Genomic DNA, 15,589 nt, shown 5'->3' on the forward strand with positions numbered 1-15,589 from the left:
AGGTCTGGCAGGACCTCTCGGAGCGCTCATGAAAATCATCCGCTACCTGGACACGAACGGACGCGCCCGCTACGCGAGCGAGCAGGGCGATGGCACGGCCCTGCGCATCGAAGGCGACCTCTTCGATCACTACACGGTCACACAAGAACGTGCGGAGGTCGCGCGCCGGCTCGCCCCGATCGCTCCCACGCAGATCCTCGGCATCGGCCTGAACTACCGCCGGCACGCCGAAGAGACCAAGGCCAAGCTCCCCGAGCACCCGATCGTCTTCATGAAGGGACTGAACGCCGTCCAGGATCCTGGCGCGCCGATCGTGATTCCGCGTCAGCTGGCGAGCGAGGAGGTCGATTACGAGTGCGAGCTCGCCGTGGTCATCGGCAAGGCGTGCAAGAACGTGAGCCGCGCGCGCGCGCTCGAGCACGTGCTCGGTTACACGTGCGCGAACGACGTGTCGGCTCGCGACTGGCAGCTCCGGCGCGGCGGCGGGCAGTGGTGTCGCGGCAAGACGTTCGACACGTTCGCCCCGCTCGGCCCCCGCCTCGTCACCGCGGACGAGGTCGGAGATCCAGGAGCGCTCCGCATCGCCACCCTCCTGAACGGCGAGCGCGTGCAAGACTGGACGACCGGCGACATGATCTTCGGCGTGCCCGAGCTCATCGAGTTCTTGAGCGGCAGCACGACGCTGCTGCCGGGCACCGTGATCCTCACGGGGACGCCGCATGGCGTCGGCATGGCCCGAACACCGCCGCGCTGGCTGCGCCCGGGAGATCGGGTCGAGATCGAGATCGAGAAGATCGGCGTGCTCGAAAACCACGTCGTCTCCGAAGGGGAAGCGTGAATGACGGCGGCCCCGCCGCGCTCGAATCGACGCCGATGACTTCGGCATCACGCGCGCCGCCGGCGCGATCGCCGAGACGGGCACCGTCATCCTCGACGACGCGACCACCTCGACGCGCCTCAGCGCGCTCGCCCCCTGGATCCACGTGGCGATCGTTCGCCGCGCCGACATCCACCGTTCGCTCTGCGCCGAAATCTCCGCGCTCGGCGGCGACCCCTACGTGGTCAGGTGTACGGGGCCATCCAAGACGACCGACGTGGAGGGCATCCTGATTCAGGGCGTGCACGGACCGGGCGAGCCAATCGCCCTGATCGTCGACGCCTGGCAGAGCGACGCCGGGAGCGCGTTCCGAGGAGTTTCCGGCGATCGGCATCGTGGCTGGCGAGTCCCGCGCGCCGGTTTTCAATTGACGCCGCAGATGTGAGCGCTCACAATTTGGCTCGGAGATTCCTCCGCTTTGCCCTGGGTAGGCCGCCATGCGGCACCGGGCCCTTCGTCCTCGTCCTCGTGCGCGCCAACCTTGACAGTCGGGCTCTGAGGAGCTCGCCGCCCGATCGGGCATCCCTCTGGAGACCAGCATGATCACTCCCTTCGATTTGCCTCGCCAATCTTTGACTCCGTCCCGTTCCCTCCTTCGTTTGTCTGCCCTCGGCTGTGTGCTCGCCGCGCTCGCCGGTTGCGCCAGCGACACGGGGGACGACCAGCCGTCCAGTGGTGGTACGGGTGGCTCGGAGAACCCGACGACGAGCGCCAGCAGCACGACAGGCGCGGGCGCGAGCACGAGCACAAGCGGCACGGGTGGATCAGGCCCCGGCACGAGCACGAGCACGAGCAGCGGAAGCGACCCGGGCACGGGCGGCGACCCGACGTCCGGGGCCGGGGGGAGCGGCGGCGATCCGGGGGACGGCGGCGGCGGCGCGGGCGCGGGCGGCTCGCCGCCCGTGACCTGCGACCTGCCCACCTCGTTCAAGTGGAAGTCGGGGCCTCCGGTGATCAGCCCCAAGCCGCCTGCCGGTCGCACCTTCGCCTCCATCAAGGACCCGACGATCGTGTTCCACGACGGCAAGTACCACGTATTTGCCACCGTGTACGACACGACGGGCAACGGGGGGTGGAGCTCCGTGTATTTGAACTTCACCGACTTCGCTCAGGCGAGCTCCGCGCAGCAGCAGCACATGGCGAACTGGCCCACCGGCGGCACGGTCGCGCCCCAGGTCTTCTTTTTCCGGCCGCACAACAAGTGGTACCTCATCTTCCAGTGGAACGGCCGGTACTCGACCAACGACGACATCAACAACGTCAACGGCTGGAGCCGGCCCCAGGCGCTGCTCAAGGGCGAGCCAGGCCAGATGGGGAACACCCTTGGCGCGCTGGACTTCTGGAACATCTGCGACGACAAGAACTGCCATCTGTTCTTCTCGCGGGACGACGGGAAGCTCTACCGCTCCAAGGTCAGCATCGATAAATTCCCGGCTTTCGATGGGTACGAAACCGTCATGTCGGCCCCCAGCTCGGGGCTCCTGTTCGAGGCCAGCAACGTCTACAAGGTGGATGGCACGAACAAGTACCTGCTCATGGTCGAGGCGTTCGACAACAGCCCTCGCTTCTTCAGGTCGTGGACCTCCGAGAGCCTCGACGGCCCCTGGGCTCCCCTGGCGGACACCAAGCAGAAGCCCTTCGCCGGCCCTGCCAACGTGACGTTCGAAGGCGGGGACTGGAGCGACGACATCAGCCATGGTGAGATGGTCCGCTCCGGGAGCGACGAGCGAATGACCATCAACGCGTGCAACATGCAGTTCCTCTACCAGGGCAGGGATCCGAACGCCGGAGGGGCTTACGAAAGATTGCCGTACAAGCTGGGTCTGATCACGCTCGAGAAGTGACGCCGCGCCCCTCCTCGAGCTCTCGGTAAGGGACGTCCAGGCAGAAGCGCCGATCTCCCGATCGGCGCCTCCCCGGCGGGCCCGTGGCCACCTCGGCCAGGGTCGGAGTCGGGGTAACCGCCTCGGGCACCGATCGCGCGATCGCCTCGCGCACGAGGGCGTGGCGGTACCCCGCGCGGCCCGCCCTGTCCTCGGTGAGGACGCGCGCCGCGAGGCGGTGCTCCCATCTGCCCGGCGAGAGTGAACATGAAGACGGGAAGATCATCGATCTTTTCGCCTCCTCAGAAAAATTCGTGGGTGAGCCATTCGGGCTCCGGCAGGTTCCCGAGCGCGTGGTAGAGGGCGATCTCCGCGTGTTCGCAGGTCCGAACCCCATACGCCTTTCTGGTCGCGATCCTCGCATTGTTGTTAGTGGCCCGGGGCAACATCACCACTGGGGGGCGAGGATCATATGGCAGATGATGCTCGGACGTCGGCGTTCGCGGAACGACATGCGACGTTGGCGACGAGCAGCCTGCCCCGCGGCACGCTGGCAGGCGATTACGTGCTCGGCGCACTCTTGGCGCGCGCCGGCTGCGGCTCGGTCTACTGGGCTTGCCAACGACATACTGAGTGCCCCGCGGCGGTCAAGGTGCTGCACGAGCGGCTCGCCGCGATGCCCAACATCGTGCAGCGCTTCACACGCGAGGTGCACGTGGTCCACCTGCTCGGGCACCCCAACATCGTCGATAAGGGGTGACGTCGTCGGCAAGACATAGATGGGTATCGTCGCGGTGAACGGTGTCTCCGGGCCGTGAACGGTTACACACCGCCAAGGTCGCCAAGGGGAGAGAGGAGGTGCGGTTCCGGCACTTCCCCTCCCAGTTCCCTGGTTTCCTGGCGCCCTTGGCGTCATGGCGGTTCGCTTCCCCGTCCTACTTCCCGCAGTAGAGCTATGCCCTCGGCGCGCTGCTCCTCCGCCTCCTCACGGGGCGGCACTCCTTCGAAGCGAGCAGCCCCCAGGCGATCGCGCAACAGCACATCGAGGAGCCAGCCCCGCGTCCGAGCGAGCGCCGCTCGGTCCCTTTCGCGCTGGACGCGATCGTCATGCGCTGTCTCGAGGAGCGGCCCCAACGGCGCTACGGCTCCGCTTCGGAGTTCATCGAGGCGCTCCGGCGCGCCGTGTGAGACGCGGACGGCGCGCGGCGCAGGCACCCCCGTCGCGCACCGCGCGCTGCGTGGCCATCTATGTGGAGATCAAGATTCCGCCTGAGGCTGACGAGATGGACGATGCGATCTGCGACGGCTCCATCCTCGATCACGCCGAGGGGACGCTCCGCGCACGAGGCGTCATCCTCGCCCTCACGACCGGCACGCGGATCCTCGGCGTGGCCCTGCTCCCCCGCGCGCCGACGCGCGACATCGCCGCGCGGGCGGACGTGCTCGCCGCCGCCTCCGCCCTGCGCCGCCGGATCGACGACCGACCCATGGCCGCCCCGAACATTCACGTCAACGTGTGCGTGCACGCTGGAGACGCCGCCGTGCAGACAACACCGCAGCCCGTGGGGCTCGGAGGGGCGCTGACGCGCCTCGATTATCAGAAGAGCTGTCGCGAACGCAGGCGTCACCGGGCCGGACGCGATGCGGGCTTGCCTCTCCGAACTCGCCTGCTAATTCTCCCTTTCGCAGGCAGGTCGCGCGAAAGAGCGCGAGCCTTCAACGCGCGCTATTCGCGCGAGGGAGCCTCGCGACCGCTCAGCGCACCTTTGGCCTGGCGTGGCCTCGACAACCACGCTCGCTGGCGATGGACGAAAGAGTCGCCAGGACGAAGAAGGGGGATATCATCATGCGCAATTTGACGAAGGGTGAGCTCATCCAGGTGTACGGCGGCTGCGGCGGCTCGTGCTCGCCGCGCGGAAAAAAAGGCGGCGGCTCGTGCTCGCAGAGCCATCACGGCTCGAGCTCGCGCTGCGGCTCGCACAAGAACAGCCATCACGGGTCGCGCAAGCACAGCAGCCGCTCCAGCTCACGCGGCCACTGCGGCTGCTCCTAGCGCGTTCCGGCGGCGACGCCGTGGACCGATCCAGCCCGCGCTGCGGGTACGACGACGAGCTTTGACCACGAGCGCCCGCGCGGGAGTCGGGGCGCCCTTCTTTCCGGCGCCGGCCTGTCGTTCACATGCCGGCGTCCGGTGGCGCGATCTCTCGCAAGATCGCTTTGAGTGGAGCGGATACGGAGGCAGCATGGGGCAGGACGGTTTCGAGAGCACGGAAGGACGCGACGCGCGCACCGACGAGGAGACCTGGCTTCTGGGCCAGCCGCCCTTGCGGGATTACCTCGACTTCGTGCGGGACGCCGTGGTGGGCGGAGCGGACATGCCTCCTTCCGCCATCGTCGACGAGTGGCGCGCCGCGAACGACTACTACCACGAGCTCGAGCAGCGCGAGGTCGGCATCGCCGACACGGTGGAGTGCCGCGACCTGGATCCGGCGCTGGCCCCGCTCGTGGAAGAAGTCCAGTCCGACCCCTCGTTTCGCCGCGTGTTCAGGACCCTGCCGACCAGCTTCGGGATGGTCGAGCTCGACAAGCTCGTCGTCTTCCAGAAGTCGGTGACGAAGCCGTTCGTCGAAGAGCTCCAGTCGAGGCTCGGCCCGGCCCCCTCGGCGGAGGCGCTGTTCCGCCTCGCGCTCCCGCTCGGGCGCGCGTGCGCGCCCGTCGCGATGCGGCGCGCCGGCTCGCGCCGCTACGTCTTCGAATGCGCGTCGAGCGATTTCCGCTTCCATGACGCGGTCCTGCTCACGCCGGGCCAGACCCGTGATTTATGCTCGTTCGGACCCATCGCCGGCGCCTTGGGGATCGTCGTCGGGTTCGGCGCGAGCTTCCTCAACGCGATTCGGGTGGGCGGGCGCCTCGTCCTGCACAACGGTTATCACCGCGCGTGCGCCCTCAAGGCGCTTGGCGTGACCCACGCCCCCTGCGTCATCCAGACCGTGACCCGCATCGACGAGCTCGAGATCGCCGCCAAGGCCAGCGTGTCCGCGAACCCTGATTTCTATTTCAACACCGCTCGACCGCCCCTCCTGAAGGACTTCTTCGACCCGAAGATCCGCAAGGTGCTCCGGATCCGCAAGCAGAAGCGCGTCGTCGAGGTGAGCTTCGAGGTGCGCGATCACCTGGAGTACGTATGAGCCCGGTAGAAAAGCCGTATCACGGCGGCGCGCGGGCGCAGGGCCGCGCAGGCTTCCCGCGAGCGCGCGCCGCGGCATGACGACCCCCGCGCTCTTCCGGAAGGAGGCGCTCGCGGAGCGCGGCGCGCAGCGGCTCGGCTCGGTCGTGCTCGCGCCGCGCCTCTCGCACCGCGTCTTCGCGGCGTGCGCCGTCCTGTCGACGACAGCGATCCTTGGGGTCTTCTTCTTCGGCGAGTACCCCCGAAAGGCGCGCATCCAAGGCTGGCTCGTGCCCGAAGACGGCCTCGTGCGCGTCTTCGCTCCTCAGGCTGGCGTGATCACCGGGATCTACGTGCGCGAGGGCTCGGAGGTGCGGAAGGGCGATCGCCTCGTGTCGCTCTCGGCGGAGCTCGAGAGCACGGCGCTCGGGAGGACGCTGGAGGAGATCGCCCGGAAGCTCTCGGCGCGGCGCGACAGCCTGAAGGCGCAGAGGCGCTCGCTCGAGCTGCTCCTCGACCAGCAGCGCCGCTCGCTCGACGCGCGCATCTCGGCCCTCGCGCTCGAGCGGTCGAGCCTGGAAGGCGAGATCGCGCTTCAAAGGGCGCGCCTCGCGCTCGCGGACAGCTCGGTCGCGCGCAAGCGCGCGATGCAGCTCGCTGGCGTCGCGTCTCAGGAGCAAGCGCAAGAAGCCGAGGAGAGTCGCCTGCAGCAGGCGTCGGCGCTCCGGGCGATGGAGCGCGACCTGCTCGCCAAGGCTCGCGAGCAGATCGAGCTGAAGAGCACGCTCGAGGAGCTGCCGCTCAAGTCCCAGGCCGACATCGCCGACGTCGAGCGGAGCATGGCGGCGCTGGAGCAGGAGCTCGCGGAGGTCGAGGCGCGGCGGGAGGTCGTCGTAACGGCGCCCGAGGCCGGCACTGTCACCGCCGTGCAGGTCGCGCAGGGCGACCGCCCCGGTCTCAGGATGCCTCTGCTGAGCGTGGTGCCGGCGGGCGCGAGGCTCGAGGCGCGCATGTTCGGCAGCGGCCGCGCGATCGGGTTCATCCGTGGCGGGCAGCGCGTGCTGCTCCGCTACAAGCCGTATCCGTACCAGAAGTTCGGTCACTACGAGGGCGTGGTCGCGACGGTCTCCCGCTCGGCCGTGAGCCCCGCGGAGTTGCCGCCTGAGCTCGCCGGCCTGACCGGCCTGACCGGCGGCGGAGAGCCCGTCTATCCGATCACGGTGCGCCTCGCGCGCGAGGACGTGACTGCGTATGGGAAGCTCGTCCCCTTGCAACCGGGCATGGAGGTAGAGGCCGACGTGGTCATCGAGACACGCCGGCTGTTCGAGTGGGTGCTTGAGCCTCTCTACACGCTGGCGGGGGCCTGGAGGCGATGAACCCGCTCGACCGGCTCAACCTCGGCTGGAGGCGCCGCCTTCCGGTCGTGCTCCAGACCGAAGCGGCCGAGTGCGGTCTCGCGTGCCTCGCGATGATCGCCGACTACCACGGACGAGAGGCCGACCTCATCGCCCTTCGGCGCCGCTTCGGGATGTCGCTCCGGGGCGCGACGCTCTCCGACCTGATGCGCATCGCCGAGCATCTCGGGCTCGCGGCGCGTCCTCTACGGCTCGAGCTGGAGGAGCTCTCCAAGCTCCAGACACCCTGCATCCTGCACTGGGGCCTGAACCACTTCGTGGTCCTGAAGAGCGCTCGCCGGAGCGGCGCCGTCCTCCACGATCCGGGCGTCGGCGCTCGCAAGCTCTCTCTCTCCGAGCTCTCCAAGCAGTTCACCGGCGTCGCGCTCGAGCTCACGCCCATCGGCGGGTTCGAGCCGGCGCTCTCGCCGACGCGGATCCGGATGAGCAGCCTCTTCGGCCAGATGGCCGGCGTCCATCGGTCGCTCGCCGAGCTGTTCCTCCTGGCGCTGGGGATCGAGGTGTGCGCGGCGGCGAGCCCCCTGTTCATGCAGGGGGTCGTGGACGGCGCTCTGACCACGGGGGACCATGGATTGCTGGCGACGCTGGCCGTGGGCTTCGCGCTGCTCCTCGCCATCAAGATCATGCTGTCGGCGATGCGAGGATGGATGTTGATCGCGCTCGGCGCCGCCGTGAAGGTGCAGGGCCGCGCGAACCTGTTCTCGCACCTGGTCCGTCTCCCCACGTCGTTCTACGAGGCGCGCCACTTGGGCGACGTGATGTCCCGCTTCGGCTCGCAGGAGACCATCCTGCAGGCCATCACCACCGATCTCGTGGAAGCGTTGCTGGACGGGATCCTCGCCGGCCTCACGGCGGTCGTCATGGTGGTCTTCGCGCCGGATCTCGCGGCGGTGGCGCTGACCGGCGCGCTCCTCTACGGGCTCGTGCGCTGGGCGTCCTACGCGCCGCTGCGCCGGGCGTCGGCAGAGGCGATCACCTGGGCAGCGCGGCGCGACACGCACTTCCTCGAGACGATGCGCGGCATCAAGACCATCAAGCTCTTCAACGCGCAGGAGGAGCGTCGCGCCCACTGGCTCCATCTGCTCGTCGAGACCATCAACCGGCAGCTCACGACGCAGAAGCTGCAGCTCCAGCTTCGGACGGTCAACTCCGCCCTGGTCTCCGGCCTGTCGGTGGCCGTGGTGTGGCTCGGCGCGCAGCGGGTCCTGGACAACACGCTCTCGGTAGGAATGTTGCTCGCGTTCATCGCGTACAAGGACCAGTTCCTCGAGCGCGTGAGCGCGCTCATCAACAAGGCGCTGGACCTGCAGATGCTCCGGCTCCACGCGGAGCGGCTCGCAGACATCGCGCTCACCGAGCCCGAGCGGCGCGACGCGCTCTCGGGCCTCGCGAGCCCGGGCGAGCCAAGGCCGGTGTCGCTCGAGCTGCGCAAGCTTCGTTTTCGCTACAGCGCGAACGATCCTTGGATCATCGACGGGCTCGACCTGCGGATCGAGGCGGGCGAATCCGTGGCGCTCGTGGGCGGCTCGGGCTGCGGCAAGACCACGCTGCTCAAGCTGCTGGCGAGCCTGCTCGAGCCGTCCGAAGGAGATTTCCTCGTGGACGGGCGGCCGCTTCGCCACGTCGGGCTCGAGCGCTACCGGTCGATGATCGGGGTCGTCATGCAAGACGATCAGCTCTTCGCTGGATCCATCGCGGACAACATCTGCTTCTTCGCCGAGCGCCCCGAGCTGGGTCGCGTCGAGCAGTGCGCCCGGATGGCGGCGGTCCACGATGACATCATGGCGATGCCGATGGCGTATGCGACGCTGATAGGGGACATGGGGACCGTGCTCTCCGGAGGGCAGAAGCAGCGCGTGCTCATCGCCCGCGCGCTCTATCGACAGCCGAGCATCCTGCTCCTCGACGAGGCGACGAGCCACCTCGACGTCGACCGCGAGCGGGCCGTCAACGCCGCCGTCCGCGACACCCGGCTCACGCGCATCATCGTGGCGCACCGTCCGGAGACGATCCGCTCGGCGGATCGGATCGTCGTCATCGAAAACACGCGGCCCGGGGCCCGATGAGCGCGGCGCCCGCCAAGGTCCGCGCCCGCGGTCATGGGCACGAAGCCTGGAGCTCGGGCGAGCCTGATGGGTGCGGCTCTTCTGGAACGAGGGCGTTTTGCTCGTTTCACCCGGCGCAGCTTGGGTCGAGGCGGCGGCGGCCGTGGGGGGACATCGCCCCCCCTGCATAACGTGCACGGCGCGTTCGGTCATGCTCCTGCTGCCGGTGAAACGCCCAGCAGGCTTCGAAGTCGCCGCTCGAGCGCAGCGAGCGGAGGCGCAGCACCGCCTCTGCGCCTCGGAGCGACCAGCGAGCCCCGGTGCGGTCCATGCGGTCCTTGACGAGATGGCGGCACGCGCCCTCGATCACCCCCGTTGCGACGGGCAGCCCCGCTGCGAGCGCGCAATCGCCGCGCAAGAGCGTCCCATGCTTCACGAGGTAGCCGATGCAGGCATCGAGCGTCACCTCTGTCCCCATGTCCACCACGCGGCTGCTGGCATGGCGCCGGATGGCGCTGGCAATGGCTCCGGCCGTGCGCCACGCGAGCAGCTCGTGCAGCCGGACGTCACCCACTGCGCGGCTTCCTTGGTCCCGTCGCCGAAGAAGCTGTGCGCGGCGTTCCAGAGATACTCGAGCACGTGGATGATCTCGAGGACGATCGCGATCTCGACGCATGCCTTCTTCGCGGCGCGCCTGACCAGGGTGCTCTGGTCCTTGTTGCCGTCGACCAGCACCCCCCACGGCCGAAGGCGTTCCGGATCGCGACGCAGGCCTTCAGCGAACGCCGCCGCGATCACCTCCCGCGATGACTTCTCCACGCTCGCCCAGACCCGCTTGTTCACCGGCCGCGGCCGCTGGGCCGCGACGTCATGCACAGGGCGCAAGTCGTTCACGCGGTCTCGCTGCGGCTCGCTCGCCTGCCTACCACTACTGCGGGAAGTTGCCCCCGGTCAGCAGGAAACCGCCCACGCGCCGACGCCGCCAAGAGAAGAAGGGGAGGGCCGTCCCGGCATTCCCCCTCTTATTCCCCTGGTCTCTTGGCGTCCTTGGCGGCTTGGCGGTTCGCTTCTCGGGGCGACCTCCCGCGGTGGTGCGACGCATCGCCGAGCCCCTCACGGGGTCCGTCGCAAGGCTGGCTTCCGGCTGGTCGGGCGTGACCTTCGCCGGGCGGGATTCGCACCCGCTGGACGACATACCCGATCTCAGAAGCTACCGCCCGCTCCTTTCCCTCGGGACCAGCCTTGCCTGGTCGCACCCTTCCCGCCTTCATGTGAGCTCTCTCCGGGCAAATGCGACCGCTACCCCTGGGACCGCACCTGCCGCGCAACGTCATGAAAGCGCACCGACTTTCGTCGTCGCCGAGGATCTACACCCAATCGAACGCGGCATATACTACAATTCGCTGCACCCAGCGCGCTGCGAAGGCACACGGCCCAATCACCCCCGCGATGATTTCGGCCGGTTCCGGTCTCGATTGAGCCAGCGAGCGAGCTGTGAACGCTCCGGCACATGAAGGGTGGTGCCCCGACCCGACCGCCGCCTTCCTTCGCGGCCGGCACGTCGATGCCCGGTCGCAGCTCGAGCGCGCCCTCGCGGCCGCCTCCACCATTCCGACCGTCATGGGCGGTCGCCTCCGTCGCTGGTACGCGGAGCTGTCGAAGCCGACAGAACCGGACGCCCCGGACACCCACCCTCGCCGCCGCTGAATCACCTTGCACGGAGGCGACAATGCGGGAATCTTGGAATAACGCGCCCATGGCAAATTCATGGGCGATCGCTGGTGAGCCCGCGCTCGCGCGCCGCGCGCCGCGCGCCGCGCGCAGGGAGCGGCCGGGTCATGCGCCAGAAATGGGGGGGAACCATGTCTTTCGAGCGGACATTGATCGTGCTGGGCTGGGCTGGGGTGCTGTCGGGCTGCGCCGCCGAGGCGGTGGACATCGGTGCTTGGGATGAGGCCGTGGGGGAATCCCAGGGGGCCCTCCTGGGCGGCAACGCGCTCAGCGCGAACGCCTTGAACCTCAACGCCTTGAACCTCAACGCCTTGAACCTCAACGCCTTGAACCTCAACGGCCTCAGCGCGCAAAACCTCGCCGCGCTCCAGGATCCCGGCCCGAGCGGCGCGCTGGCGCGCGAGTTCGTGCGTTATGCGACGAGCTGCGCCCTGAACGGCACGGCGTCGTTCAACTTCTCGTGGACGGACTCCAGCGGCACCATCCACAACGAGGGCTACCCCGGGCTGCTCGGCGTCGCGCCCACCTGGGCGAGCGGACCGCTCGACGAGATCGGGCAGCGCATGGTCTCCAGCTGCGTGGCGGCGCGCGTGAACTACTATCAAGTACCGGTCCTCCTCTCCGCCCGCTCGCTGCGGGATCCGCTGAAGACGCTCTCCTCCAGCCAGGAGCTCATCGATTATGCGGACGTCGAGGGGGCCTTCTGGGGCAACCTGTTCGCGGCGCAGCCCTACATCAACGCCTGCTACAACAGCGCGACGGTCGACAACTCGCGCGCCTACCAGCGCGACTGCGCCGCGGGCCACCTGATCTCGGGGGGCCAGATCGTGGAGTGCGGGGTGATCCACATCGTCGGACCATGCAGCGGGGTCTGCCAGAACCTCAACGGGGCAGGCCAGTACTACCCGTCCTGCGTCGACCGCCCCGGCCAGAGCACCGCGACCACGAAGGAGGTGATCACCACCGCCTTGCCCTGACCGGCGCGGGCGCCTCGGGGGGAGACGCCGTACTTTACAGACGCGAAGGACCCTTGAGCCCGCCCCTCGCGGTCGAGCCTCCTCGGCCCTAGATTCGGTGCGCTGACAGCAACTCGGCTGCCGGGCGCAGCCGATCCGCTCGAAGGAGGAGAATCGCGATGCGTCCTATTATGCCGACCCTCACGCAAAGCCTCATCGCGGGGCTCGCGCTCGGGCTCATGACATGCATTTCGTCGATCGCGCTCGCCGGGCGCCCCGTCGCCAAGCGCGTCGCAGCGGATAGCCTCGCAGCCGAGGAACCCGAGGCCGCGACGGAGAACGCCGAGAAGCGGACCATCACGATCGACGGCGTCGGCGAGGTCACGAGGCCTGCGGATTCGATGCGCACGAGCATCGGCGTCGAGGCCCGCGAAAAGACGCTCGAGGCCGCGCGCGACAAGGCCGCGTCCAGGTCGCAGGCCGTGCTCGCCGCCCTGCGCGGCCTCGCCATCCCAGGGCTGGAGATCCGCACGGTCGATATCTCGCTCTCGCCGATCCACGAGTCGAGCCTGGCGCCCGTGGAATTAACCGAGCCCAGGATCATCGGTTATTCGGCTTCCAACCAGCTCTCCGTCGCGCTGCGGGGCGCGTCGCCGGCCGAGCTGCAGGCCGCGGGCTCGAAGATCCTCCAGGCCGCGCTGACCTCGGGCGCCAATGACGTCGGCGGGCTCGAGTTCTTCCTGAGCAACCCCACCGAGGCGCGCCGGGCGGCCCTCGCGGCTGCCGTGCAGGACGCGCAGGCGAGCGCCAAGGCAGTGGCCAAGGCGGCGAACATCAGGATCGTCGAGCTGCGGTCGATCTCGGTCGGTCAACCGGAGCGTTTCGCCTACGCGCAGCAGATGAAGGCTGAAATGGGAGGCGCGGGCGCCTTCGCCGTCGAGCCCGGCAAGCTCCGTGTCACCGCCACGGTGACGGTCCGCGTCGCGTTTGCCCCGACCCTGTGAGCCCAGGGCGACGGCCCGCAGGCGGCGCCCGCGATCGCAGCTCGGGGCGTCCTTACGGCATGCCCGTGAAGAAGTCGTACATTGCCTTGATGGCAAAACACGGCACGCCGTGGCTCGTGTTGCTGTACGAGGGGTCGTCGTGTGAGCACCAGATCGTCGGCTCCGAACAGCCGCTGTAGGACACGCAGCCGGGGTTCACCGTCTTGCCGCTGCTCTGGCAGCCCATCACCTGGGAATACGGCGTCGAGCTCATCTCGCACATGTTGGCGGTACGGAACCTCGCGACCGTGCTCGCCCCGTCTCCCCCGCGGACGGTGTCGTTCTTGCCCTGGATGTACATCACGGGCACGGACACCTGCAGCGCGCCGTAATCGGAGGCCGCGACAGGCGCGACCGCCCTGAAGTTCAAGTGCTCGGCATCGGACTTGTGCGCCAAGATCTGCACGATCATCTGTGCGCCGGAGCTGTGGCCGGTGGCGAACACGCGGTCCATGTCGATGCAGTAGTTGTCCATGAGGTCGTCGTAGATCCGCAGGACCTTGGCGATATCGCTGTTGTAGTTCCAGCATCCACCTCCGTCCGACGACCTCCCCACGGCGCGCACGTACTCCTTCTCGAAATCCGACCCCCGCGTGAGGTTGATGAACTGGTCGATCGGGTTGCCGCAGGCGTGGAACCCCACCAGGAGGGGGAGAGGGGTGTTGCCATCGTAGCTGTCCGGGAACGTGTAGATGTGATCATTGTCGACCTTCACCGTTCCGCTCGCGGGCCGCCCCGACTTGCCGCAGCCTGGGCTCGGGTTGCCCGCCGGCGGTTCCGTGCCGCCGGTCCCCGTGCCGCCGGCCCCGGCCTGCGGTCCGCCCCCGGTCGACCCACCTGTCGTGCCGCCGCTGGTCGTGCCACCGCTGGAGGCGCTGGCGTCATCGCTCGTTCCCCCTGTCGAGGTGGTCTCCCCTGCGCTCGCAGACGTGTGGGCTCCGCCTTCGCCGCCCGTGGCCTGACCGGTTCCGCCACCTCCCGTACCGGGTGAGCCTGTCTCGGACGAGCAAGCGAGGAACAGCAAGGCGACTGCGGGGAAAGCGGAATAAGCACCTGGTCTCGGCATCGTATAGACCCTCTCGTGATCGCCCGATTCGTCTTTCCGCGCTCGCCCCGTGCCGATCCCGCGATGATCTCGGGCGATGATACGCCTCACCTGGAGGCACCAGCCAGTCCGTCAGGGCGGCTGCGCAGAAGGACGAAAGGTCCGGTGCGCATGGCGCGCCTCTCCGTGGCAAAGCGGAAGAAGGATCGACGAATCGACTGTGAGCGTTCACATGGTCGGCGTCAATCAAAATGGACCGGCGCGACGCCGTCCTCGATCCCGGCCGGTGCGCAGCGACCGCAGCCGCGCCTCCGTCGACTCCCACGGCAACTATCCGTGGGAGTTCGACGCGCAGGGGCCCTTCGTCGGGTCAGTTGGCGATGAACGCGCAGCACCCGGCGACACAGATGTAGCCGTCGGCGCACCCATCGCTGCAAGGATCCGAGCACGTCGGAGCCGACCCGCCTTCGCCGCCGCCGGGGTCGGAACCGCCGCTATCGGAGCCGCCGCCGGGATCGGAGCCGCCGCCACCATCGCTCTCGCCCGTGCTCCCATCGCCGGGGCAATCGTGCCCGCCGTCGTCGCTGCCGCCCGGATCGCCGGAGCTGCTGTCCCCGGGGTCGTCGGAGCCGCTGCCGGGGCCGCCGTCGCAATGGCCGGGGCCGATGCCGCCCTCGTTGAAGTCCGCAAGCGCATCGGACAGCGCGACGGCACGCTCGGCCGCGCCGCCTTTCTTGATGCCGTACGGGAGCCGGCCATCGGCGTCCTTGTTGTCGGCCATCCACGCCTCGGCGTCCGCGAGCGCCCCGCCCAGGGCCGCGTCGCTCGCGCCGCTGCCCACGTTCAGCAGCGCGGCGATCAGCTGGTGGCCCAGGATGAGGCTGGTGTCGCCCCGCGGCGCCGTCTGGAAGAGCTCGAGCAGCTCCGCCTGGGAGTACACCTCTCCTCCGATGGTGAGCGTCGATGTCGGCCAGCTCTCCTCGTGGTTCTTCCAGTAGCCCTGGGTGAGCGTACAGCCGTCGCCGTCGGACGCGGGCGGCGTCTCGACCACGTTGCCTCTCCCCTCGCCGAAGCGATCCGCGTCGCCGTTCCCACAGGCGACGAGAGCGGAGCCCACCAGCGACAGACACCCCACGAGCATCAACCTGCCAAGCATCATGATTCCTCCTGAAGTTGCGCGTCGTGCGATGGGCGCTCCTCGCGAGGAGCGAGCGACATCGCGCGAGCCAGGCGGCGGGCATCGCGCCGGATCGGGGTGCACAGGCGACCCCGAGCCGGCGGGACCAGGTTCTCGATCCACCCGCCCCAGCTGCAGCTCATGAGGAGCCGCGCTCTCGGTTCCTTCAGTGCCGGCCTGCGCTCGGCGCGGCTCATGTTTTTGGGGGTGCGTTCCGGTCAGGTGTCGTTCTTGATCGATTGAATTTTTCCTTCATCAACACATGAGTGGTCGAGACCACTTCAGCTCGTGAGATCCCGTATCATTCTCGT

At 68.6% G+C, this 15,589-nt stretch carries 15 protein-coding genes; 10 read left to right on the forward strand and 5 right to left on the reverse strand.

What is annotated here, in order from left to right; genetic code table 11:
- Positions 1 to 28: 28 nt before the first annotated feature.
- The 3 genes from WMF19_RS44215 to WMF19_RS44225 all read left to right on the forward strand — a co-directional run bounded on the left by WMF19_RS44215 (position 29) and on the right by WMF19_RS44225 (position 2,721).
- Positions 29 to 838 carry a fumarylacetoacetate hydrolase family protein gene (locus WMF19_RS44215; RefSeq protein ID WP_437895877.1) on the forward strand — a complete coding sequence of 270 codons (810 nt, stop codon included), beginning with the start codon at positions 29 to 31 and terminating at the stop codon, positions 836 to 838.
- Positions 839 to 863: 25 nt separating this feature from the next.
- On the forward strand, positions 864 to 1,262 hold the full coding sequence (locus WMF19_RS44220; protein ID WP_437901745.1) for an LUD domain-containing protein: 399 nt from the start codon (positions 864 to 866) through the stop codon (positions 1,260 to 1,262).
- A 214-nt stretch (positions 1,263 to 1,476) separates the two neighbouring features.
- A complete protein-coding gene (locus WMF19_RS44225) occupies positions 1,477 to 2,721 on the forward strand; it encodes a non-reducing end alpha-L-arabinofuranosidase family hydrolase (protein WP_437895878.1) in 1,245 nt (414 codons plus the stop codon).
- On the opposite strand, the gene WMF19_RS44230 is transcribed toward WMF19_RS44225, so the two are convergent.
- Positions 2,705 to 2,986: a hypothetical protein gene (locus WMF19_RS44230; protein ID WP_437895879.1), complete on the reverse strand. Its 282-nt coding sequence runs from the start codon at positions 2,984 to 2,986 to the stop codon at positions 2,705 to 2,707. The genes WMF19_RS44225 and WMF19_RS44230 overlap by 17 nt on opposite strands.
- A gap of 186 nt (positions 2,987 to 3,172) precedes the next feature.
- Between WMF19_RS44230 and WMF19_RS44235 the strand changes: the two genes are divergently transcribed.
- The 5 genes from WMF19_RS44235 (at position 3,173) to WMF19_RS44255 (ending at position 9,347) form a co-directional block, all read left to right on the forward strand.
- The gene (locus WMF19_RS44235; RefSeq protein ID WP_437895880.1) at positions 3,173 to 3,460 is read left to right on the forward strand and encodes a hypothetical protein; all 288 of its coding nucleotides are present in this window, start codon (positions 3,173 to 3,175) and stop codon (positions 3,458 to 3,460) included.
- Between the two features lie 478 nt (positions 3,461 to 3,938).
- Positions 3,939 to 4,559 (forward strand): hypothetical protein, encoded by a 621-nt coding sequence (locus tag WMF19_RS44240; RefSeq protein WP_437895881.1) that lies wholly within the window; start codon positions 3,939 to 3,941, stop codon positions 4,557 to 4,559.
- 384 nt (positions 4,560 to 4,943) lie between these two features.
- Positions 4,944 to 5,888 carry a hypothetical protein gene (locus WMF19_RS44245; RefSeq protein ID WP_437895882.1) on the forward strand — a complete coding sequence of 315 codons (945 nt, stop codon included), beginning with the start codon at positions 4,944 to 4,946 and terminating at the stop codon, positions 5,886 to 5,888.
- A gap of 76 nt (positions 5,889 to 5,964) precedes the next feature.
- Positions 5,965 to 7,242, forward strand: coding sequence for an HlyD family secretion protein (locus WMF19_RS44250; RefSeq protein ID WP_437895883.1), 1,278 nt, complete (start codon positions 5,965 to 5,967; stop codon positions 7,240 to 7,242).
- Complete coding sequence (locus WMF19_RS44255) at positions 7,239 to 9,347, forward strand: peptidase domain-containing ABC transporter (RefSeq protein WP_437895884.1); 2,109 nt, start codon at positions 7,239 to 7,241, stop codon at positions 9,345 to 9,347. The genes WMF19_RS44250 and WMF19_RS44255 overlap by 4 nt, the downstream gene beginning before the upstream one ends.
- Positions 9,348 to 9,453: 106 nt before the next feature.
- Here the strand turns inward: WMF19_RS44255 and WMF19_RS44260 are convergent, their stop codons facing one another.
- The gene (locus tag WMF19_RS44260) at positions 9,454 to 9,810 is read right to left on the reverse strand and encodes a hypothetical protein (protein ID WP_437895885.1); all 357 of its coding nucleotides are present in this window, start codon (positions 9,808 to 9,810) and stop codon (positions 9,454 to 9,456) included.
- Complete coding sequence (locus WMF19_RS44265) at positions 9,789 to 10,220, reverse strand: hypothetical protein (protein WP_437895886.1); 432 nt, start codon at positions 10,218 to 10,220, stop codon at positions 9,789 to 9,791. The genes WMF19_RS44260 and WMF19_RS44265 overlap by 22 nt, the downstream gene beginning before the upstream one ends.
- Before the next feature lie 968 nt (positions 10,221 to 11,188).
- Between WMF19_RS44265 and WMF19_RS44270 the strand changes: the two genes are divergently transcribed.
- Positions 11,189 to 12,034, forward strand: a complete 846-nt coding sequence (locus tag WMF19_RS44270) for a hypothetical protein (RefSeq protein WP_437895887.1) — start codon at positions 11,189 to 11,191, stop codon at positions 12,032 to 12,034.
- 170 nt (positions 12,035 to 12,204) lie between these two features.
- On the forward strand, positions 12,205 to 13,017 hold the full coding sequence (locus WMF19_RS44275; RefSeq protein ID WP_437895888.1) for an SIMPL domain-containing protein: 813 nt from the start codon (positions 12,205 to 12,207) through the stop codon (positions 13,015 to 13,017).
- A gap of 52 nt (positions 13,018 to 13,069) precedes the next feature.
- Here the strand turns inward: WMF19_RS44275 and WMF19_RS44280 are convergent, their stop codons facing one another.
- Positions 13,070 to 14,080 (reverse strand): alpha/beta hydrolase family esterase, encoded by a 1,011-nt coding sequence (locus WMF19_RS44280; RefSeq protein ID WP_437895889.1) that lies wholly within the window; start codon positions 14,078 to 14,080, stop codon positions 13,070 to 13,072.
- 391 nt (positions 14,081 to 14,471) lie between these two features.
- Complete coding sequence (locus tag WMF19_RS44285) at positions 14,472 to 15,260, reverse strand: hypothetical protein (RefSeq protein ID WP_437895890.1); 789 nt, start codon at positions 15,258 to 15,260, stop codon at positions 14,472 to 14,474.
- Between the last annotated feature and the right edge of the window lie 329 nt (positions 15,261 to 15,589).

It is taken from the genome of Sorangium sp. So ce124, from assembly GCF_051525235.1.
GTDB lineage: Bacteria > Myxococcota_A > Polyangia > Polyangiales > Polyangiaceae > Sorangium > Sorangium atrum.